The organism is Caenimonas sp. SL110 (genome assembly GCF_001044395.1).
Classification (GTDB): Bacteria; Pseudomonadota; Gammaproteobacteria; order Burkholderiales; family Burkholderiaceae_C; genus Ramlibacter.
Window position 1 is genome coordinate 236,450 of the sequence record NZ_JANU01000013.1, and the last position, 20,743, is coordinate 257,192.

A 20,743-nucleotide genomic window follows, 5' to 3' on the forward strand; every position below is an offset into this window, starting at 1 on the left:
TAGCCGACCGATCGGTCGGCTAATTGGGCCCCGAGAAACCCGGGAATCAACCGCCTGATTCGAGCGCCTGTGACTTGCCGCGACCGCGACCCAGCACCTGCAGCAGCTGCGGCAATGCAGCGGCCAGCGCGGGCTTGAGGGAGTGAGGCGGGTTGATGACGAACATGCCACTGGCCGTCAAACCGTGTCCGCGTTTTTCTTCGTCGCCGGATACGTTGCGCTCTTCGTCCTGGCCGATGGCCAGGGTGGCGTGAATCCACGGTTTGCCGGCCTGGTTGCTGAGGGTTTTCAGTCGCTTGGGGAGGTCATGCGCTTCGGGCCGCGGGATCACCGGATACCAGACTGCATAGGTTCCGGTCGCAAACCGCTTGAGGCTGTCCTGGATGCAGGTGGCGACCTTCTGGTAGTCCGTCTTGATTTCGTAGCTGGGGTCGATCAGGACCAGCGCGCGCCGCGACGGTGGTGGCAGGAATGCCTTGAGGCCCTCAAACCCGTCTTGCCGGGCTGCCGCGACTTGGCGGCCAGCCTGCAACTGGGCGATGTTGGCAGCCAGCGCCTTGCTGTCGGTCGGATGCGTTTCGAACAGTTTGAGCTTGTCGCGCGCTTCCTGGCGCAGCTCTGACTGGACGATGAAGGGCGATCCAGGGTAGATCTTCAGGCGCCCGTCCGGATTGAACGCTGCGATCGCCTCCATGTAGTCCTGAATGATGGGTGCTACATCCTTGATAGCGGCATCTGAAGTCCTGGCGGGCGCCAGCGCGGAGAACAGTTTGACGATGCCGTCTGCAGACTCGCCGGATGTATCCGCATAGTCTCCGTCCAGCCGGTAAAGTCCCGCACCGGCGTGGGTGTCGATGACTGTGAACCCGGTGTCTTTCTGGGTCATGTGGCGCAAGATGGCGATCAGCACCATGTGCTTGAGCACATCGGCGTGATTGCCGGCGTGGAAGGCGTGGCGGTAACTGAACATGAGCTGATGTTACTCGCCCGCCTGCATCCGACCCCTGCGCATTGCGCCAAGTGGTTGATTCTTCGTATAATTGAGGGCTCTGCAGCGCCTTGTGATTCCGCGGCATTGGCCCCTTGATCGGGGTAACCCCACCTAAGAGATTCCCGTCAGAGGAACGCCGACCGTGGAAAAGAATCCTCCAAACCAAAAAATCGAAAGATTGACTCATGAAAACGTTCAGCGCAAAACCCGCTGACGTGACGCACGAGTGGTTTGTGATTGACGCGACCGACAAGGTCCTCGGACGAGTAGCCAGCGAAGTTGCTCTCCGTTTGCGCGGCAAACACAAGGCCATTTATACGCCTCACGTCGATACCGGTGACTTCATCGTCATCATCAATGCCGCCCAGATCAAGGTGACCGGCACAAAAAACCAGGACAAGGTGTACTACCGTCACTCGGGTTACCCGGGCGGTATCACTGCTACCACGTTCCGCGACATGCAGGCCAAGCACCCCGGCCGCGCACTCGAGAAGGCCGTCAAGGGCATGCTGCCCAAGGGTCCCCTCGGTTACGCCATGATCAAGAAACTCAAGGTGTATGGCGGCGCAGAGCATCCTCACTCAGCCCAGCAGCCCAAAGTGCTGGAACTTCCTGATGCCCAGATCGGAGCGAGAACATGATCGGTGATTGGAACAATGGAACCGGCCGCCGCAAGTCCAGCGTCGCCCGCGTGTTCATGAAAAAGGGTACCGGCAAGATCACTGTGAATGACAAGGACATCGAAGATTTCTTCGGTCGCCAGACGTCCATCATGATCGTGAAGCAACCCCTTTTCCTGACCAACCACGTTGAAACGTTCGACATCAAGGTCAACGTGCACGGCGGCGGCGAGTCCGGCCAGGCTGGTGCTACGCGCCACGGCATCACGCGTGCCTTGATCGACTATGACGCGGCGCTCAAGCCAGCGCTGTCGCAAGCCGGCTTCGTCACGCGCGACGCGCGCGAAGTGGAACGCAAGAAGGTCGGCCTGCACTCTGCACGCCGCCGCAAGCAGTTCAGCAAGCGCTAATCCGCACGCCCGTCTCGGCTCCACAGCCGAAACAAAGCCGCACAAGTTCGCTTGTTGCGGCTTTTTTCTTGGGTCCGGCCAAACCTATACTGCTGAGATGAGATTCAAGCTGCTGCGCAGACGGCTGACCATCAGCGCTCCAAGAATGGCTGTCCGAAGTGCAATGCCCTGGCCATTGCGGTGGGCTGGTGTGGCCATCGTGCTGGGCTTCTGTGCAGCGATCAGCCTCTGGGCATTCGAATTTGGCAAAAGCATTGCGGGCCTGGAGACCGGCGCCCGCGAAGAATTGCAGCGCTTGCGGGGCGACGCGGCGAAGCTGCGTGAAGAGCGTGACAAGGCCCAATCGGTGCTCAATACATCGCAGAGCCTGATTACCGCAGAGAAAACCACCCAGGAGCGCCTCACGGCGCAGATCCGGACCCTGGAGCTTGAAAACCGCGCGCTGCGCGATGACCTGGGTTTCTTCGAACGCCTATTGCCCAGTACTGGCGCAGAGGGACTTGCGATTCGCGGACTCCATGCGGAGGTGGTCGGCGGACCACAACTCAAGTGGCAAATACTGGTCATGCAGCCATCCAAGAATGCAGCCGAATTCAGGGGCAGGCTGGACATCACTGTCTCCGGACTGCTCAACGGCAAGCCCTGGACGATGGAACTGCCAGGCGGCGCCCAGCCGTTGCAGTTCAGACAATATCGCCGCATCGAGGGCCTGCTCGTTTTGCCGGACCAAGCCGTGGTAAAAAACGTATCGGCAAGAGTCATGGAGGGCGCGGCAACCCGTGCTGTCCAGAGCGTGAAGCTGTAACTACCGTTGTCGGGAGAAAAACATGTTCGGAAAGAAAGCCCAGCCGCCCATCAAGAGTCTCATCGCACAAGGCAGCCGGATCGATGGCAACCTCCAGTTCACAGAGGGCTTGCGGATCGATGGCGAGGTCTTTGGCAACATCACCGCGACGTCGGATGAGTCGAGCATCCTTGTGATTTCCGAGCAGGCGGTAGTCGAAGGTGAGATTCGCGCAGACCACGTCATCATCAATGGGACGGTGCGCGGACCGGTCTACGCCTTCGAACTGCTGGAACTGCAGCCCAAGGCCCACATCAAGGGCGAAGTGCACTACCGCGCGCTTGAAATGCACCGTGGAGCCATCATTTCGGGGTTGCTGGCACCGCTGGAGGGCGACGAAAAGCCCTTACTCAAGCTGGCGACAAAGGCCGCCTGACCCCAATTCCTGACCAGATCGCTGTAGTATTGCCGGGTAGAGAACGTACCGGAGTATCCCCATGAGCGCAGTCGCCGAAAACATCGAAACCGAAATGCCCCCACCGCTGGTCTTCACCGACAGCGCGGCGGCCAAGGTTGCTGACCTGATCGCCGAAGAAGGCAACCCCGAACTCAAGCTGCGCGTGTTTGTGCAGGGCGGTGGCTGTTCGGGCTTTCAATACGGATTCACGTTTGACGAAATCACCAACGAAGACGATACGGTGATGACGAAGAACGGCGTCTCGCTCTTGATCGACGCGATGAGCTACCAATACCTCAACGGCGCCGAGATCGACTACAAGGAAGACCTGCAGGGCGCGCAGTTTGTGATCAAGAACCCCAATGCCAGCAGCACCTGCGGGTGTGGGTCCAGCTTCTCGGCCTGACCTGCCACGCGGTTACCGCGGATAGATGCAACCCAACACGCGGGCGCCTCGGGCGCCCGTTGTGCTTTGCAGGGCCAGGCTTTCGCGGCGCATGCACTTTCGGGCCAGCCAGGCGAACGCTGCGGCCTCGACTTGCAACGGTGGCAGTCCACGCTTGGCGCTCGACACCACACGCGTGCCGGGCAGCAGTGCTTGCAGCCGGCGCATCAGGTGGTCGTTGAATGCGCCACCGCCGCACACCACGAGTTCCGAAGTCTGCTTGTGTTCCCGCATCACATCGATGGCGCAGGTTCGTGCCGTCAATTCGGCCAGCGTGGCCTGAAGGTCGGTGGGTGAGATCGTGTGGCCCTGCGTGATGTTTTCCAGCCAGCCGATGTTGAAAAGGTCCCGACCCGTGCTTTTGGGTGGGGGCTTGGCGAAATACGGGTCCGACAGCATGGAGTCGAGCAGGGGCTGATTCACCTTTCCAGTCGCTGCCCACGCGCCAAGTGCGTCGTAGGGCTGCCCCAGGTGTTTGACTGCCATGAAGTCCATCAGGGCATTGCCCGGCCCGCAATCGAATCCAGTCACCGCTGTTTCCGGGCGCAGCAGTGTCACATTCGATATGCCGCCGATATTGAGCACCGCTGTCGCCTCATGCGTGCGGCCAAACCAGGCCTGGTGAAAAAAGGGTGCCAGGGGTGCGCCCTGGCCGCCTGCCGCCACGTCTCGCGAGCGGAAGTCTGCGACCACATCGATCCCGGTCAACTCCGCCAGCAGCGCAGGCTGTGCTAGTTGAAGCGTGTAGCCCGTGCCGTCGAACGCTTGCGGCCTGTGGCGGACGGTCTGCCCGTGCGCGCCAATGGCCGTGACCGCGTCTGGTGGCAGTCCTGCGTTGCCCAGCAACTGATGCACGACCTGTGAATACACGCGCATCAAACCGTTGGCCGCCAGCGCGGCTCGATGCAACTCGTTCTCGCCAGCTGAATTCAGCGCGAGCAACTCGTCGTGCAATTCGGGTGAAAAGCTCGCCGTTGTGTGGTGACTGACAACGGGCGGCGTGGAAGCGAAATCAGCCAGCACACCATCGACCCCGTCGAGTGAAGTGCCGGACATGAGTCCGATAAAGAGATCCGACATGCGGCGATGGTAGCCGCTGTCCGGGCCCGGTGAGCGCCCTAGTTGGCCCGAGCCACGGCCGTCGTCGAACCCGCAGCTGCGAGTTGTGCGCCCATGGAGCGGGCGAGGCGATCAAATTCCGGGCGCGCTGCTGCCGAGAGCGGCACCGACACACTGTGCTTGGCCATCTGTACCGGGTCCCGCTGCGCGCCATCAACGCGGAATTCGAAGTGCAGGTGCGGGCCGGTGGCCCAACCGGTGGCGCCAACAGCGCCGACGCGCTCGCCAATGTTGACCTTCTGGCCCTTGCGCACGTCGATTCGGCTGAGGTGGGCGTACAGCGTCTCGGCGCTGGAGTTGTGCTTGATGATGACCACGTTGCCAAAGCCGTTTTGTTGTCCGGCGAACTCGACAACACCATCTCCTACCGTACGTACAGGCGTTCCCGTCGCGGCACCGTAGTCCACGCCCAGGTGAGCCTTCCACGTGTTGTGGATCGGGTGCATGCGCATGGCAAAGCCACTGGTCACGCGCGAGAACTCCATCGGCGATGCCAGAAATGAAGTCTCCAGGCTCTTGCCATCCAGCGTGTAGTAGCCACCCTTTCGGCCAGCTTCCTGGAACCACATCGCCTGATGGGCCTTGCCCTTGTTCACGAACTCGGCCGACAGGATGCGCCCGGTGCGCAGCGGCTCTCCATCGGCTTCCAGGGCTTCATACACAACGTTCAACCGGTCGCCGCTCTTGAGCGCGCGATGGAAGTCGATATCGCTGCCGAAAATTTCAACCAGCTGGATGATGATGCTGTCAGGAATGCCGGCCTCGTCGGCGGCTGCAAACAGCGAGCTGCGAACCGTTGCGCTGGCCATGCGGGCAGCAGCAACCATCGGTGCCATCTCGATGCGCGACACGAATTGTCCCGTTGCCGACTTCTCGATGGTGAGCCGCTTGAAAGTCGCATCTTCGCCAGTCGCCCAGCGCGCGGTGAGCCTTTGCAGTTCGTGCGAATCGTTGACTTCTACCGTGACGTTGCGTCCCGCAGCGCCAAGAACGCGAGTACGGAAGGCGTCGTTGGATCGCAGGAACCCCAGCGCTTGCGCGTCCGCGACGCCCGCACGGGACAGCAGCGATTCCACCGTGTCGTTGGCGCGGGTGGTCTCGGTGCGATACAGGTTGAAGGCGTGGAGGTCCAGTGTCTTCAGTTGGTCCGCAAAGGGCAGGGCTACGACCGACTCCAGGACTTGCCGCACGACGGGTTGGTCTTCGGCTCCATCGGAGGCCACGGCGAATGCGCCGCCGCCCGCGCACAGCATCAGTGCTGCGACGGCTGCGGTGACGTGTCGGGGATGATGTTCGAGCGCATGTGCGGCGCGAGACAAAAGCTTTTCACCAGCGGCAATCAAACCGATTTTCAAACTGCTGTTCCTGCTGTTGGGGGATTTGCTACGGGGTGCGCCGAATAGAATCGGGAAAACGCAAAAGCTGGCGCGAGTATATAGGCGCTGTCCTACAGCGGCAAAAAAAACCCTTATGAATCAAGCGCTTGTTACAAAATTTCCTGTTACGGACCGGGTCCGCGAAGCTTTAGCTATAACTCTACGCGGTACTGAAGAGCTCATCCCTGAAGATGACTGGCTCAACAAGCTGGCGCGTTCCGAGGCCACAAAGACACCGCTTCGAATCAAGTTTGGCCTTGACCCGACTGCCCCGGATATTCACCTGGGTCACACGGTTGTCTTCAACAAGATGCGGCAGTTGCAAGAGTTGGGCCATATCGTCATTCCGTTGATCGGTGATTTCACCACCACGATCGGTGACCCGTCCGGGCGCAATAACACCCGCCCGCCGCTGACCCGCGAGCAGATCGAAGCCAACGCCAAGACCTATTTCGATCAGCTTCGCGTGGTCCTGGACGTCGATAAGGCGGAAGTTCGCTACAACAGCGAGTGGAGCGACCCCCTGGGCGCTCGCGGGATGATCCAGCTCGCAGCGAAGTACACCGTAGCGCGGATGATGGAGCGCAACGATTTCCATGACCGATTCAAGGCCGGTACCGCGATCAGCGTTCATGAGTTCCTGTATCCGCTCATGCAAGGCTACGACTCGGTAGCACTCAGGAGCGACCTCGAGCTCGGCGGCACCGACCAGAAATTCAACCTCCTGATGGGGCGTCACCTGCAGCAGGAGTACGGCCAGGAGCCGCAGTGCATCCTCACCATGCCGCTGCTGGAGGGTCTGGATGGCGTCGAGAAGATGTCCAAGAGCAAGAACAACTACATCGGCATCACCGAGGATGCGAACACCATGTTCGCCAAGGTGCTCTCCATTTCGGATGAGCTGATGTGGCGTTGGTACACCCTGCTGAGCTTTCGCAGCGAATCCGAGATCGCGCAGCTGAAAGCTGAGGTTCAGGGCGGTCGCAACCCGAAAGATGCCAAGGTCATGCTGGCGCGAGAAATCACCGTGCGGTTCCACAGCGAACAAGCGGCGGACGCAGCCCAGCAGGACTTCGCCAATCGCAGCAAGGGCGGGGTCCCTGATGAAATCGATGAGGTTTCATTGACCGGCGCGCCGATAGGCATTGCACAGCTGCTCAAGCAGGCAGGTCTTGCGCCATCTGCCAGTGAAGCCAGCCGGCTGATCGATGGTGGCGGGGTGCGCGTGAACTCTGCCGTCATCAGTGACAAGGCGCTCAAGCTCGACGCGGGCACTTATGTCGTTCAGGTCGGCAAACGCAAATTTGCGAAGGTCACGCTGGGCTGAAGTGTGTTTTCGTTGCGGCGATCAGCGAGCCCCGGCCTTTTGCAGCGCCCGCACCATTTCTGCATAACCGCGCCCCTGCGCGAGCTGCAGCGGGGTTTTTCCCTCGCGATCCTTTAGCTGAAGGTTCGCTCCGGCGCCAATCAGCGCATTGAGCGTCGCCTGATGGCGCGCCCCGCCATTGCCCAATACGATGGATTCAATCACCGCCGTCCAGTGCAGGTTGTTGACGAGGTCCAGCGGCGCACCGGCTGCAATCAACTGCCGCACCACACCATCGTGGCCCAGGTGCGCCGCAGCAATCAGCGCGGAACCGTCGTACCGGCTTGTGACCTGCTTCGCGCTTGCGCCCAGGGAGAGTAGCGTGCGAAGGGTGTCTTCATCGTCTGCGACCGAAGCGATCGTCACGCAGTCGTACCGGTCGCGTTCCAGCAGGTTGAGGTCGGCGCCCGCCCTGGCGAGCGCCCGGAGTGCATCTCGCTGACGGGCGAACGTCGCAACATGAGCCGGTGTTCGGCCAAACGAATCGCGCGCATTGAGGTCTGCCTTCGCTGCGGCGAGCTTGTCGATCTGCGCGACGTCGCCGTGGTGGGCTGCCGCATGCAGTCCGGTATACGCCTTGGCTTCGTTGGGCGTCGGTCCCACCTGGGCTCGAACCGCCGTCAGGGCTGTCATGCCAAGGAGCGACGCGGCAATCAGGGCACACGCCCTGTTCAATGACATATGACGAAACATCAGCAGGTCTCCGGTGAGTCTTGCGCACCATGCTAGCGATCAAGGCAGCCCGGCACAATCTGGGCAACCACCCGAATCAACAGACAAAACACAGGACCCGACGTGATTGCCCTCATCCAGCGAGTAACAGAGGCCCGCGTCGTGGTGGGCGGCAACACCATAGGACAGATCGGCGCGGGGCTTTTGGTGTTCGTCTGCGCCGAGCAAGGCGACAGCGAACTTCAGGGCGACAAGCTCCTTAGCAAGATTCTCAAGCTGCGCATCTTCAGCGACGAGGCCGGAAAAATGAACCGGAGCGTGCAGGACGTCGGGGGAGGCCTGTTGGTTGTCAGCCAGTTCACCTTGGCTGCCGACACCACCGGCGGCAATCGGCCGAGCTTCACGAACGCGGCCGTGCCCGAAGAAGGCCGGCGGCTTTACGACCTTTTCGTGGAGCGGGCCAGGGCGGCGCATCCCATCGTCCAGACCGGTCAGTTTGCTGCCGACATGAAAGTCCATCTGGTCAACGACGGGCCCGTCACGATTCCACTTCGGATCGCGTAGCCTTCAATACGGATTTCGAAATCCCAGGGAGCCGAGCAAGAGGATCTCCAGCGTCTCCATTTCCAGCGCAGCGCGCTCGTCAGCCTCGTGGTCATAACCTTGCGCGTGCAAGGTTCCGTGCACGAGCAAATGGGCGTAATGCTCTTCGAGGGTCTTGCCTTGTTCGCTCGCCTCACGCTCGATCACCGGCCCGCAAAGCACCAGATCTGCTTCGACCCATGCGTCGTGTGCGTACTCGAAAGTCAACACGTTGGTGGCGTAGTCGCGGCCCCTGTACTGCAGGTTCAGGGCGCGGCCCTCGTCCTCGCCGACCACACGAACTGCAATTTCACCGGGATGCCTGAGCGCAGGCTCCATCCACGACACCACCTTCGCCTTGCGAAGCAGGGCGCGATGGGCCGCCGAATTGGGGAACTTGCCGAACTGCAGGACGAGGTCGAGCTTGAGGTGCATGTTCAGGACTTGCGAGCCTTGTCGTACGCATCGACGATGCGTGCCACCAGCGGATGCCGAACCACATCGGCGCTGGTGAACCGGGTGTGCGCGATGCCCTTGACCCGCTTGAGGATGTGTTCCGCCTCGACGAGCCCCGAGAGCTGTCCCTTGGGCAGGTCGATCTGGCTCACATCGCCTGTGACCACGCACTTGGAGCCGAACCCGATACGTGTCAGGAACATCTTCATCTGTTCGGGCGTGGTGTTCTGCGCCTCGTCAAGGATCACGAATGCGTTGTTGAGCGTGCGGCCGCGCATGAAGGCCAGCGGCGCAACCTCTAGCGCCTGCCGCTCGAAGGCTTTCATCACGCGATCGAATCCCATCAGCTCGTACAGCGCGTCATAGAGAGGGCGCAGGTACGGATCAACCTTCTGCGTGAGGTCACCCGGCAGGAACCCGAGTTTCTCGCCCGCTTCCACGGCGGGGCGGGTCAGCACGATTCGCTGGACGGCACTTCGCTCAAGCGCATCGACTGCGGCAGCCACTGCAAGATATGTCTTGCCGGTGCCCGCAGGCCCGATGGCCAGGGTGATGTCGTGTCGGGCGATGTTGTCCAGGTACACGCTCTGGGTCGGTGTGCGAGCCTTCAGGTCCGTGCGCCGGGTGTGCAGCACTTGTGATCCGTCTTCGTTATCGCCCACAGCCTCGTCGCCCGCGACCATCAACTGCACCTTGTCGGCTGCAATGGGCCGGCCCGCCATTTCATACATGGCCTGCAGCACTTCGAGTGCGCGCTGCGCCTTGGCCTTGTGGCCGTCGATCTTGAACTGCTCGTGACGGTGGGCGATCTTCACCTGCAGTGCCATTTCTATCGTGCGCAGGTGCTCGTCCATCGGCCCGCAGAGGTGCGCCAGGCGGCTGTTGTTGGGCGGGGTGAACGAATGTCGCAGAATCAAGGGATGGGCTTTCCGGGCGGTGGTGGGGTCAAGGGGCTGATTGTCGGCGCAAACCGTACCGCGCGGCTGTGGCTCGCCTCGATCCTGATCGCCGTCTGCGCCGTGGGTGCGCTCTATCGCGCATTGCAGGAGCCTTCGCTCGGCTGGCGCTTCATGGCGGGGCCGAATGCCCAGGTGCTCGCACAGCCGGTCGGCAGCTCCCCTGCGGGCCACGCGCAAGCCGCACTCCAGGGCGTCACGGCACTTTCGGCTGTCGGCGTCTCGGTTGCCATCACGCCGACCCTGCTCATCGAAAGCGCCGGCATCCATAACGAATACGCCGTGCACAACCACTTCTTCGCCGAGCACAGGCGGCTGTGGGAGATTGTCCGGTCGCCGCAGGTGTCGATCCACCATGCCCAGGGCGTGACGAACATCGCGCCCCATGCACGCGGCATCGATGAGCTGGGCATGCGCTTCTGGTTTCCGTGGCTGGTCGGCCTGTTGTCGCTGTCGGTGGGGTTGGCCATCTGGGTGTACCAGCCCTTGAGCAGCGCGAGTTGGTGCTATGCAATTGCTAGCGCTGGTTATGCCTTCGGAATGCTGTGCACCTCCACCTGGGGGTCGCGCCTGCTGACACAGCCACCGCAGGCCTGGCCTGAGTTGCATGTGGCATCGCACTTTGCATCCTTCATGGTTCAGTGCGGGCTCTGCGTCCTGTTGTGGCTTCATCCTCGCCGGCTCGGCGGCAACTGGTTGATCTGGGTGCTGGTCGCAGTCGCGTTGCTGTCGACCGCCGCCGACGGGTTTCAATGGCTTCCAACGATCTCGCTGGCGTTCCGGCTGCCGATCGTGCTGGTGGCTGCGCTGCTGGGCGTTCTCTTTGTCCTGCAGTGGCGTGCATGCCGCACCGATGCGAGCCAGCGCGCGCAGCTGAAATGGTTTGGGCTGCTGCTCTTCATGGGGCTGTCCACTGTGTTCGTTGCCTACGCGTTCGGCGCGGCGGGGCACGTCGTGAATCTCCCGCAGAACTACGGGCTGGGCACGGTGGCGCTCATCTTCCTGGGACTGGTCCCCCTGGTCACGCGTGTCGGCTTGTTCAAGCTGGAAGCCTGGTGGCCGCGCGCATGGTTGTGGTTCCTGGGCGGCCTGCTTGTGATTGCCATGGACCTGGCGCTGGTTGTGATGCTCGACCTGGGCGCCGACAGCGCTTTTGCGCTGGCGCTTGCACTGGCTGGCTGGCTCTACTTCCCGGTCAGGCAACTGCTCTGGCGTCGGCTGTCACAAGGTGCGTTGCCGGGCACACGCGATGTCCTGCCGCAGATTCTTGAAGTGGTGACGCACGGCCAGGGCGACAGCGTCGCGCTCAACCTGCGGTGGCGGCAACTCTGGGACACGCTGTTCCAGCCGGCTCGAATGACGGTGGCGCCCGAAGGTACGACATCCGGCATCGCGCAAGAGGGCAGGCGCCTGGTCGTCGCGGCCTGCGGTCCCCTCGATGCACTGGAGATGGAACTGCCAGAGCGCGGCGGCCGCCTGTTCAATCCGGCGGACTTCAGGCGTGCCAACGAGATTCACGATCTTGTTCAGCAAGGACTGGCGTCGGGGGAGGCGTTCGACCGGGGCGCGAGACAGGAGCGCCAGCGAATCGCCTCCGACCTGCACGACGATCTGGGCGCGAAGCTCCTGACCATCGCGCAGGCAAGCGGGTCCGAGCGCGTCGCTGTACTGGCTCGGGAAGCACTCGACGAAATGCGCCTGTCGGTGCGCGGACTCACCGGCCAGGTCGCCCTTGCCAGCGATGTCTTTGCAGACTGGCGAGCCGAAGCCGTGACGCGACTCGCCGCCGCTGGCGTTGAACCGCAGTGGACAGCCGATGAGCCGCCGCTGGGGATGGCGCTGCCAGCACGTGCGCAGATGCAGCTGACCCGCGTATTGCGCGAGGCGGTGTCGAATGTGATCCGCCATAGCGGCGCAAAGACGTGCCGCGTGCGTATCGCGGTCAGTGCGGTCCGGCTCGAACTCGAAGTGAGCGACGATGGTCATGGCATCGAGGCGAATGAAGGCGGTAGTCGTGGCAACGGGCTGCCAGGTATCGAGCGGCGCGCCCGGCTGCTTGGCGGCGTGCTCGTCGTGGAGCCTGCGAGCCTGGGCGGGCTTTGCGTGCGGGTGGAGATTCCTGTGGCCGCGACGGCGCTGCCAGGTGATGGATGGACTGGCTGGTCTGCAACGGAGGTCAAGCGATGACGGTGGAAGCAGTGGCGGGGTCCGCGCAGTGGCGCGGCCGGTGGTTGGGGGCAAGCCTTGTCTTCCTCGCGTTCTGGATCGTGTTGTCGGCGACCACGGCCTTGTCTGAACCGAGCATCGGCTGGCGCCTCGCGCCCGATCCCCAGGGTGAGGGGCTGCTGGCCTACAGCCCGTCCCGACTTGTCAAGGTGTCCGCGCGCGCTGATGCCGAACAACGCATCATTGCGTTGCGGACCTTGGGCAAGCCAGTGCAGGAGCTGCGGCTCGACAGCCTGGTCGCGGTCGAGGCCCCCTCCATGCTTTCGCGGCAGGAAGACCTCGACCGGTTTTTTATCCTGCAGCACCAGGCCTGGGCCATGCTGGAAGGGGCGCTGGAACGCGGCGAGACAGCGGTCGAAGTGCAGACGGCCGATGGCCGGTGGATGCAACGGCCCCTGCGCGAACGCTCGTGGACCGAGCTGGGCTGGCTGTACTGGGTGCCGCTCCTGTGCGGGGTGATTCCGTTCGTGGTGGGCGTCGGAGTCGGTCTGTATCGATCGGGCAGCGTCGGCGCGAGGTTCCTGGCGCTGGCCAGCGTGATGGCGCTCCTGAGCCTTGCGGAAGTGGCCGTGGTGGCTGGGCGCCTGTGGCTGTTGCCGCCCTGGTTCGCGGAGGCCGGACAGGTGTTCGTGCGATGCACGTCGCTCACTGCCGCATGGGCGTTCTGCATGATGATGTTGCACTACCCCTCGCCCCTGGCGCGAGCGGCGATGTGGACGCGTGCGAGCGGAGCTTTCCTTGTGCTGCTGCTGGTCCTGAACATGGCGCAGTGGCCCGACAGCCAGGCCCTTCGCTACAAGCTGTGGCTGGTGGTCAGCAGCGCAGCACTGATCGCGCTGGCGGTGACGCAGGGCTTCTCGCGGCGGCGCGACCCGGTGCACCGTGCGGCGGCGCGCTGGCTCGGAGCGTCTGCGGTGGTGAGCTTCAGCATCGTGATGTACGCGTTCCTCGTGTCGTTCGTCTATGGCGCGCAGGGCATCAGCACGAGCTACCGGTGGGTGTCGATACCGCTGCTGTACATCGGGCTGGTCATGTCCGTCGGTCGCGCGAACCTTTTTGAACTGGAGCGCTGGTGGGTGCCGCTCGTGCTTTGGTACCTGGGGGGCACGCTTGTTGTGTTGAGCGACCTGGCATTGGTGGCGTTGCTACGCGTGGATGCCGGAGCCGCGATTGCGTTGACGCTGCTGGTGATCGGCTGGCTCTACTTTCCGGCGCGGCAGTGGCTGCTGGGACGCTTGCGCAGTTCGGCGCGGCCGCAGTTGGTGGCTTACGTGCCGGACCTGATCGGTGCGGTGAATGCGGGGCTTCAGGGCGAACTGGCCGCGGCCCAGGCGTGGCGGATGCTTCTTGAACGCGTGTTCGCGCCGCAGGGGATGGCTCGGGTCTCGCTCGCAGGGGCGGGCGCTTCGGCAGCGGTGTCCGTGCGTGATGAAGGAAGGCAGCTGCTGGTGCCCGATGTCGGCGGTCGCAGCGCGTGGCTGCTGACACTGGCGCACGGTGGGCGCCAGCTCTTCACTGAGGAACAGGCACGGTTCACGGGCCAGATGTGGCAATTGCTCGACCATGGCCTCGCGCAGCAGCGCCAGACCTACGAAGCAGTCGAGCAGGAGCGTCAGCGAATCGCATCGGACCTGCACGATGACCTGGGCGCGCGATTGCTCACGATGGTGCAGGTCGGCTCAGCCGACGGAACATCCATGCTCGCGCGGCAAGCACTCGATGAAATGAGGCAGAGCGTGCGGGGCATGGCGGGCAAGCCGGTGGCCGCAGACGTCGCCTTGTCGGACTGGCGCGCCGAAATCGTTTCGCGGCTTCAGGCTGCGGGCTTTGAAGTGGAGTGGCAGGCCGATGCGCCACCAGAGGGTCTGGTGCTCGCGCCGCGCCTGCATGTGCAGCTGGCCAAGGTGCTTCGCGAGTCGGTCTCCAACGTCATCCGTCACAGCGGCGGCACGCGTTGCCGGGTCGCCATCTCGCTGGATGGTGCTGACGCCAGGGTGAGCATCGACGACGACGGACAGGGGATCAAAACCACTTCCGGGGCCGGGCTGGGCCTGCCGGGCATCGAACGGCGCGCACGCAAACTAGACGGGGAGCACCGCTTTTCGCGGTCGCAGCTTGGCGGCGCACGCGTCGAGGTGCGGGTGCCCCTGGAACCGTCGGCACTGGAAGCGTAACGATGCCTTGATACGGTGGCGCATCCGCTACCATCGAAGCATGCAGCACGCGTTGATCGTCGAAGACCTGCCGGAAATCCGCACCTGGCTTGGCGAAACCGCGCGCGCCGCATTTCCGCAGCTTCGGGTCACAGCGGTTTCGCGGCGTGATGAAGCACTGGTTGCGGTTCGGCAGCAATCATTCGACCTGGCGCTCGTCGATCTCGGCTTGCCCGATGGCAGCGGCATCGACGTGGTGAGGGCGCTGCGGCAGCACCAGCCCAGTGCACTGCCTGTGGTCGTCACCATCTACGACGATGATGACCATCTCTTTCCTGCCTTGCAGGCCGGTGCCTTCGGCTATCTGCTCAAGGAGCAACCGCAGGACACACTGGTCGCGCAGTTGCTCAGGATGAGCCAGGGAGAGCCGCCGCTTTCGCCGCCGATCGCGCGCCGCGTGCTCGGACATTTCGCTGGCGCGGGTCAACGGCAGATCAGACTCGTCCAGCAGCTCGAAGAAGAGGTGCGGCTCACCGATCGCGAAACCGAAGTGCTGCAGCGGGTCGCCAAGGGCTACACCATGCCCGAGATCGCGCTGCAGTTCGGGCTGTCGCGCCACACGATTGCCGACTACATCAAGCAGATCTATCGCAAGCTCAATGTGTCGTCGCGCGCCGAGGCTGCGCTCGAGGCGGCCAGGCGCGGTCTTGTGAATCCGTGATCGCCGATTTGAAAACCATGACTGGGAACCGCACTTGATCGGACGCCTGCAGGGCCTGCTGGCCGAGAAGAATCCACCGCAACTGCTCGTCGATTGCAACGGTGTCGGCTATGAGGTCGATGTGCCCATGAGCACGTTCTACAACCTGCCCAATGTTGGCGAGAAGGTGAGCCTGCTCACGCACTTTGTGGTGCGCGAAGATGCGCAGATCCTGTATGGGTTTGGTTCGGCCGGCGAGCGCGAGGCGTTCCGTCAGTTGATCAAGATTTCAGGGGTCGGTCCCCGTACCGCCTTGTCCGTCTTGTCCGGGATGAGCGTGGGCGACATCGCGCAAGCGGTCACTGCGCAGGATGCAGGGAGACTGGTCAAGGTGCCGGGCATCGGCAAGAAGACGGCCGAGCGTCTGCTGCTCGAACTCAAGGGCAAGTTCGGCGCGGATATCGGAGCTGGCTCGACATTCACCACCAGCGATGCGCAGACGGACATCCTGCAGGCGCTGGTTGCGCTGGGCTACAGCGACAAGGAAGCAGCGGCTTGCCTGAAGGCGCTGCCCAAGGATGTCGGCGTGAGCGAAGGTATCAAGCTCGCGCTGAAGTCATTGGCCCGATAAGCGCGAGAGATTCACGTGAGCATCCAGACCGACGACTTCCAGATGCCGCCCTCCAACCGGGTGGTGTCTGCTGCGCCTGCCTCGCCCAACGAAGAGGCGGTCGAGCGCGCGCTTCGACCCAAGCTACTCGACGAATATGTGGGTCAGGCCAAGATTCGTGAGCAGCTGGAAATCTTTGTCGGCGCTGCGAAGATGCGCGGCGAGGCGATGGACCATGTGCTGCTGTTCGGCCCGCCGGGGCTGGGCAAGACGACGCTGTCGCACATCATTGCGCACGAGCTGGGCGTGAATTTGCGCCAGACCTCGGGGCCGGTCCTTGAAAAGCCCAAGGACCTGGCAGCGCTGCTGACAAACCTTGAAAAGAACGATGTGCTTTTCATCGACGAGATTCATCGTCTGTCGCCGGTCGTCGAAGAAATCCTCTACCCCGCGCTGGAGGATTACCAGATCGACATCATGATCGGCGAAGGGCCTGCGGCGCGTTCCATCAAGCTCGACCTGCAACCCTTCACGCTGGTGGGCGCAACCACGCGCGCCGGCATGCTCACCAATCCCTTGCGGGACCGCTTCGGCATCGTCGCGCGGCTGGAGTTTTATACGGCCGAAGAACTGGCGCGCATCGTCACGCGAAGCGCCGGGCTTCTCAAGGCGCCGCTGGACGAGGAGGGCGGAATTGAAATCGCCCGCCGTTCACGAGGCACGCCCCGCATCGCAAACCGGCTGCTTCGTCGTGTGCGCGACTACGCGGATGTGAAGGGCACCGGTCGCATCTCGCAGGAGATTGCACAGAAGGCGCTGGCGATGCTGGATGTCGATCCACAGGGGTTCGACCTGATGGACCGGAAACTTCTGGAGGCTGTGATCCACCGTTTTGATGGCGGGCCTGTGGGGCTGGACAACATCGCGGCCAGCATCGGCGAGGAGCGCGACACCATCGAGGATGTGATCGAGCCATACCTGATCCAGCAGGGTTACCTGCAGCGAACGCCACGCGGACGCATTGCGACGCTGGCGGCTTATCGTCACCTGGGCGTCGCCCCACCCAAGGCGGCGGGCGAACTGTTCGTCGAGTAGTCGGCGGGGTCAGGCCGATGGATTGCGGGTCAAGCCCGCAATGACAACCGCGTTGTCATGCCTGCTCCTCGCCACGAATAAAGCAGGCTGTCATGCCGGGCTCGACCCGGCATCCATGATCGATGCAGGCGCTGCCTCGCAGTTCGCCCCTTGCCCCACCGGCGCTGAATTGCACGCGATCAACACCTGCGCCACGTAATAGGTCGCCAGCACAAAAAACTGCGCCATCGGAAAAGCAAAAGCAAACTTGTTGGTCGCCAGCAGCGAATCGCTCACCATGAAAAACGCAGCGCCAATCGCAACCGCAATCGATGTGCGGTCACGCAGCACCACGGCACGCCCGATCGCCTGCGCAGCCATCAGCGCGATCACGATGACATATGCCGCGACTGCGACCTTCAGCACGGGGTTCAGGTTGTTGAAAAGGAATGCATACATCGCTGCACCCAGGCCCAAGGTGATCACCAGCGCACGCCTGTCGGGGAACCACGGCATCCCCCGCTTGAACAATGCGATGTAGCAAAGATGCGCCATCAGGAATGCAACCAGTCCCGGGATGAAGAAGCCGGGAAACATCAGCAGGCAGTCGCCGGCGAGCGAGAACGCGAGGCCGGCAACCAGCAGTTGCGCAAACCGGTCGCCGGGCCTGAGCACGCTCATCCGGTCGGCCACGAAGGCAATTGCCAACAGCATCGCGAGCGGCTTGAAGACGCGGTGCAACTCGACCAGGTCCTGCGCACTGGTCACGGTCGCGAGTGCACAAACCTCGATCAGCAGCGCCTGCATCATCGTCAGCCGCCCCTGCATCACCGCGCCTATCACCCAAAGCCCCACAGCCAGTCCGGCCAGCCAGACTGCCGATTGTGAAAGCGGCATGCCGTCTGCATGCCAGAGAAAAAGCGCCACACCCTGCAGCAGCAGGATGAACTGGATTGCGCCGAACCATACGACTGCCCTGCTCATCGCCGGATGAAAGCGCTCGACCTTTGCGATCTCGAAAGGTGCCCGGGGAAAACGTGCGGCCACGTCGGCGGGCCGCCAGCCGGGCGGCTTGATCCAGACGAGCAGTTTGTCTTTCCAGCTGCGCGCATGCCACGAATCTTTTGCCAGCGACCAGTAGACCTCGGCGTTGGACCACAGCGGGTCCCAGCTGTTCAGGGGGCTGCGCGTGCCGTACACGCACTTTTCATCTTCCTCCTTGAAACTGCCGAAGATGCGATCCCAGATGATCAGCACCCCGCCGTAATTTCGATCGAGGTATCTGTCATTGACCGCGTGATGCACCCGGTGGTTGGAAGGCGAACAGAACCAGCGGTCGAACCACCCGAGCCTGGGCACATGCTCGGTGTGAACCCAGAACTGGTAGAGCAGGTCGATGAGCGCCACCACACCGAACACGAGAGGCGGCACGCCCGCGATCGCCATCGGGACATAGAAAAGCCAGCCGAGAAGCGCACCTGAACTCGTTTGACGCAGGGCCGTGGAAAGGTTGTAGTCCTGGCTCTGGTGATGCACGACGTGCGCAGCCCAGAAGACGGCTGTTTCGTGTCCCGCGCGATGCAGCCAGTAGTAGCAGAAGTCGTAGAAGACCAGTGCGAGCAGCCAGCCGTACCACGCTGTCCAGAAGCCTTCGTTGTGCCACACGGAAACCACGCCGTACACAGCGGTGTAGATGCCCACCCGAAACAGCCGCGTGAAGACGGCGCTGATCTGGCTGAGCATGCCCAGGCTGATGCTGTTGACCGCGTCGTTCAGGCGATAGGTGTTGCGTTTGCGGTACCAGCCCCATGCGAATTCGATGGCGATCAGGCCGAAGAAAACCGGCGTGGCGAGGACGATGATCTGACTCGGGCTCATGCGCCCGATTGTCCTGCTTTCAGGTGAGGGCGCCCCGGGCGTCAACCCTGATGATGCGTTCTACCGTGCCGCTGCGCAGCCCCCCCGTCACGCCGATCATCACGTCGTGCAGATTCACCGTCGGGTCGCAATGGCCAGGGATCAGCCACAGGAATCGGCCCAGTGCCGGAAGGCGGGTGTTGGCACCGGCCGCACGAAGGATGCCGTGCTCATCGCCGCCGTTGCTGTACTCCAGCGCTGCTTCCGAATCGAAGGTATGCACGCGCGGCAGACCGGAGTCGATGGCGTGGCTCTTGTGGCCGGCGTCGCATACGGCGTGGGTTGCGCAGGTGCTCATCACCTGTGTCTTGACGAACAATGCATGCTCGAAATTGGGCTGCGCCGGGTCGCCTTCGTTCTGTGCGTAATCGGCATCCATGAAGAGAAACGAGCCGGACTGCAGTTCGCCATAGACGCCGCTGGCGGCCTCGCAGACCATGCTGCCCGTTCCGGCACCCGTGACCAGTTCCACCGGGATGCCTTCGGCTTCGATCAGCTTTCGGGTGTGCACCACATCGTCCACCACCACCGCAATCGCATCACGGCGCTCGCGAGCGCCGCGCAGGTGCTGCGCCTTGCCGTGGTAGGCCTGCAGTCCCGCAAAACGCAGGGCCGGGTGCTTGCGAATTTCGTGTGCCAGCACGACCGCCGCTTCGCCAGGAGTCACACCGCAGCGACCCTGGCCGACATCGATTTCAACGAACACGTCGATCGTCGCGATTGGCCCTTTGGGGTGCTGGCCTTGCGCGTCGTTCATCGCTGTGGCAAGACGCGTCACGCCTTCGATGCTGTCCACCGCAATGGACAGCTTGCCGTTGCCAGCTGCGAGCATGTGCGCAAGTCCCGCGACGCGCGCGAGCTTGTGCGGGGCGATCACTTCATTGCTGATATAGACGTCGGTCACGCCGCCGGCCACCATGGCTTCGGCTTCGGACGTTTTTTGCACGCACACGCCAACCGCGCCTGCCTGCATCTGCAGCCTGGCGATCGCAGAACTCTTGTGCATCTTGGCGTGCGCCCGCCATCGCACGTCGTGCTTGCGCGCGAAGTCGGCCATGCGAGCCAGGTTGCGCGTCATCGCGTCGAGGTCGATGACCAGCGCTGGCGTATCAATGGCCTGGACGCTCTGGCCCACGAGGGCCAGCAGGGATTCAGAAACTGGTGTTTTCGTCGGAAGCTTCATCGTCGAGGTGCTGGGTGTCGGACCAGCCGACCAGGGTGAATCCCTCGGGAGTCCACAACAGGCGATTGATGGCCCCGTTGGGAAGCTCCCAGGTCCTCGGTGAATTGACTTCCTGGCCTGTCGCTATCCGGTAGAGAGTATCCAGCACTCCGCCATGGGCGACGACCACGATTTGCTGACCGGGGTGCCGTGCTGCCAGCGCCTGCATGGTTTTCATGACGCGTTCGCGCAGCTTGAGCAGCGACTCTCCACCTTCGGGCGGCTCCCACTCGGGGATGCGCTTGCGCCAGTTGTGCGCGTGATCGGGCCAGCTTTCGTGAATTTCGCTGAAGGTCTTGCCTTCAAACATGCCGAAGCCGCGTTCGCGCAGGCCCTCATCGGGAACCACCGGGATACCGGCGACTTCAGCGATGGACTGCGCGGTCTGATGGGCACGACCCAGATCGCTGGAATAGACGGCAGAAATCTCTTCGCTCGCCAATGCCTCACCCACTCGCCGGGCCTGCCAGCGCCCGGTATCGTTCAGGCCGATATCCATCTGGCCCTGGATGCGCGCGTCCACATTCCACGAGGTTTCCCCGTGGCGCACGGCAATGATTCGGGTCGCTTCCATCCGCCTTCATTCTAGAAGGCGTTACAAGTTTCG

General features: G+C 62.8%; 21 protein-coding genes. 12 read left to right on the forward strand and 9 right to left on the reverse strand.

What is annotated here, in order from left to right; all coding sequences use genetic code 11:
- Positions 1-46: 46 nt before the first annotated feature.
- Positions 47-970 carry a 23S rRNA (adenine(2030)-N(6))-methyltransferase RlmJ gene (locus tag AQ12_RS09400; RefSeq protein ID WP_048439605.1) on the reverse strand — a complete coding sequence of 308 codons (924 nt, stop codon included), beginning with the start codon at positions 968-970 and terminating at the stop codon, positions 47-49.
- 206 nt (positions 971-1,176) lie between these two features.
- On the opposite strand from AQ12_RS09400, the gene rplM reads away from it, so the two are divergent.
- The 5 genes from rplM to erpA all read left to right on the forward strand — a co-directional run bounded on the left by rplM (position 1,177) and on the right by erpA (position 3,668).
- Positions 1,177-1,632: a 50S ribosomal protein L13 gene (gene rplM, locus AQ12_RS09405; RefSeq protein WP_048439606.1), complete on the forward strand. Its 456-nt coding sequence runs from the start codon at positions 1,177-1,179 to the stop codon at positions 1,630-1,632.
- Complete coding sequence (gene rpsI / locus AQ12_RS09410) at positions 1,629-2,021, forward strand: 30S ribosomal protein S9 (RefSeq protein ID WP_048439607.1); 393 nt, start codon at positions 1,629-1,631, stop codon at positions 2,019-2,021. The genes rplM and rpsI overlap by 4 nt, the downstream gene beginning before the upstream one ends.
- Before the next feature lie 97 nt (positions 2,022-2,118).
- Positions 2,119-2,826 (forward strand): DUF6776 family protein, encoded by a 708-nt coding sequence (locus tag AQ12_RS09415; RefSeq protein ID WP_048439608.1) that lies wholly within the window; start codon positions 2,119-2,121, stop codon positions 2,824-2,826.
- 22 nt (positions 2,827-2,848) lie between these two features.
- Positions 2,849-3,241 carry a polymer-forming cytoskeletal protein gene (locus tag AQ12_RS09420; protein ID WP_048439609.1) on the forward strand — a complete coding sequence of 131 codons (393 nt, stop codon included), beginning with the start codon at positions 2,849-2,851 and terminating at the stop codon, positions 3,239-3,241.
- A gap of 61 nt (positions 3,242-3,302) precedes the next feature.
- Complete coding sequence (gene erpA, locus AQ12_RS09425; RefSeq protein WP_048439610.1) at positions 3,303-3,668, forward strand: iron-sulfur cluster insertion protein ErpA; 366 nt, start codon at positions 3,303-3,305, stop codon at positions 3,666-3,668.
- A 12-nt stretch (positions 3,669-3,680) separates the two neighbouring features.
- Here the strand turns inward: erpA and AQ12_RS09430 are convergent, their stop codons facing one another.
- Both AQ12_RS09430 and AQ12_RS09435 read right to left on the reverse strand, forming a co-directional pair.
- Positions 3,681-4,787, reverse strand: coding sequence for an anhydro-N-acetylmuramic acid kinase (locus AQ12_RS09430; RefSeq protein WP_048439611.1), 1,107 nt, complete (start codon positions 4,785-4,787; stop codon positions 3,681-3,683).
- A gap of 38 nt (positions 4,788-4,825) precedes the next feature.
- Complete coding sequence (locus AQ12_RS09435; RefSeq protein WP_048439612.1) at positions 4,826-6,181, reverse strand: M23 family metallopeptidase; 1,356 nt, start codon at positions 6,179-6,181, stop codon at positions 4,826-4,828.
- Between the two features lie 115 nt (positions 6,182-6,296).
- Between AQ12_RS09435 and tyrS the strand changes: the two genes are divergently transcribed.
- Entirely contained in the window at positions 6,297-7,529 is a 1,233-nt protein-coding gene (tyrS, locus tag AQ12_RS09440) for a tyrosine--tRNA ligase (RefSeq protein WP_048439613.1), read from the forward strand.
- Positions 7,530-7,550: 21 nt separating this feature from the next.
- On the opposite strand, the gene AQ12_RS09445 is transcribed toward tyrS, so the two are convergent.
- Positions 7,551-8,201, reverse strand: a complete 651-nt coding sequence (locus AQ12_RS09445; protein WP_238587688.1) for an ankyrin repeat domain-containing protein — start codon at positions 8,199-8,201, stop codon at positions 7,551-7,553.
- Positions 8,202-8,363: 162 nt separating this feature from the next.
- Here AQ12_RS09445 and dtd point away from each other — a divergent pair, with 162 nt between their 5' ends.
- Positions 8,364-8,804: a D-aminoacyl-tRNA deacylase gene (gene dtd, locus AQ12_RS09450; protein WP_048439615.1), complete on the forward strand. Its 441-nt coding sequence runs from the start codon at positions 8,364-8,366 to the stop codon at positions 8,802-8,804.
- A 3-nt stretch (positions 8,805-8,807) separates the two neighbouring features.
- Here dtd and ybeY read toward each other — a convergent pair whose 3' ends face one another.
- Positions 8,808-9,257: an rRNA maturation RNase YbeY gene (gene ybeY, locus AQ12_RS09455; protein ID WP_048439616.1), complete on the reverse strand. Its 450-nt coding sequence runs from the start codon at positions 9,255-9,257 to the stop codon at positions 8,808-8,810.
- A gap of 2 nt (positions 9,258-9,259) precedes the next feature.
- A complete protein-coding gene (locus AQ12_RS09460) occupies positions 9,260-10,195 on the reverse strand; it encodes a PhoH family protein (RefSeq protein WP_048439617.1) in 936 nt (311 codons plus the stop codon).
- Here AQ12_RS09460 and AQ12_RS09465 point away from each other — a divergent pair.
- Genes AQ12_RS09465 through ruvB form a run of 5 tightly spaced genes read left to right on the forward strand, consistent with a single transcriptional unit; the run spans position 10,181 to position 17,018 of the window.
- Positions 10,181-12,421, forward strand: a complete 2,241-nt coding sequence (locus AQ12_RS09465; protein WP_152682733.1) for a sensor histidine kinase — start codon at positions 10,181-10,183, stop codon at positions 12,419-12,421. The two genes, AQ12_RS09460 and AQ12_RS09465, sit on opposite strands and share 15 nt — an antisense overlap.
- Complete coding sequence (locus tag AQ12_RS09470) at positions 12,418-14,634, forward strand: ATP-binding protein (protein ID WP_161799004.1); 2,217 nt, start codon at positions 12,418-12,420, stop codon at positions 14,632-14,634. Before AQ12_RS09465 ends, AQ12_RS09470 begins: the two co-directional genes overlap by 4 nt.
- 40 nt (positions 14,635-14,674) lie before the next feature.
- Positions 14,675-15,334 carry a response regulator transcription factor gene (locus AQ12_RS09475; RefSeq protein WP_048439620.1) on the forward strand — a complete coding sequence of 220 codons (660 nt, stop codon included), beginning with the start codon at positions 14,675-14,677 and terminating at the stop codon, positions 15,332-15,334.
- A 34-nt stretch (positions 15,335-15,368) separates the two neighbouring features.
- Positions 15,369-15,944, forward strand: coding sequence for a Holliday junction branch migration protein RuvA (gene ruvA / locus AQ12_RS09480; protein ID WP_048439621.1), 576 nt, complete (start codon positions 15,369-15,371; stop codon positions 15,942-15,944).
- Between the two features lie 15 nt (positions 15,945-15,959).
- Positions 15,960-17,018, forward strand: a complete 1,059-nt coding sequence (gene ruvB / locus AQ12_RS09485) for a Holliday junction branch migration DNA helicase RuvB (RefSeq protein WP_048439622.1) — start codon at positions 15,960-15,962, stop codon at positions 17,016-17,018.
- A gap of 90 nt (positions 17,019-17,108) precedes the next feature.
- Here ruvB and AQ12_RS09490 read toward each other — a convergent pair whose 3' ends face one another.
- Genes AQ12_RS09490 through AQ12_RS09500 form a run of 3 tightly spaced genes read right to left on the reverse strand, consistent with a single transcriptional unit; the run spans position 17,109 to position 20,710 of the window.
- Positions 17,109-18,875 carry a lysoplasmalogenase family protein gene (locus AQ12_RS09490; RefSeq protein WP_082151500.1) on the reverse strand — a complete coding sequence of 589 codons (1,767 nt, stop codon included), beginning with the start codon at positions 18,873-18,875 and terminating at the stop codon, positions 17,109-17,111.
- 19 nt (positions 18,876-18,894) lie between these two features.
- Positions 18,895-20,097 (reverse strand): DSD1 family PLP-dependent enzyme, encoded by a 1,203-nt coding sequence (locus tag AQ12_RS09495; RefSeq protein WP_048439623.1) that lies wholly within the window; start codon positions 20,095-20,097, stop codon positions 18,895-18,897.
- On the reverse strand, positions 20,066-20,710 hold the full coding sequence (locus AQ12_RS09500; RefSeq protein WP_048439624.1) for a histidine phosphatase family protein: 645 nt from the start codon (positions 20,708-20,710) through the stop codon (positions 20,066-20,068). Before AQ12_RS09500 ends, AQ12_RS09495 begins: the two co-directional genes overlap by 32 nt.
- Positions 20,711-20,743: the final 33 nt, after the last annotated feature.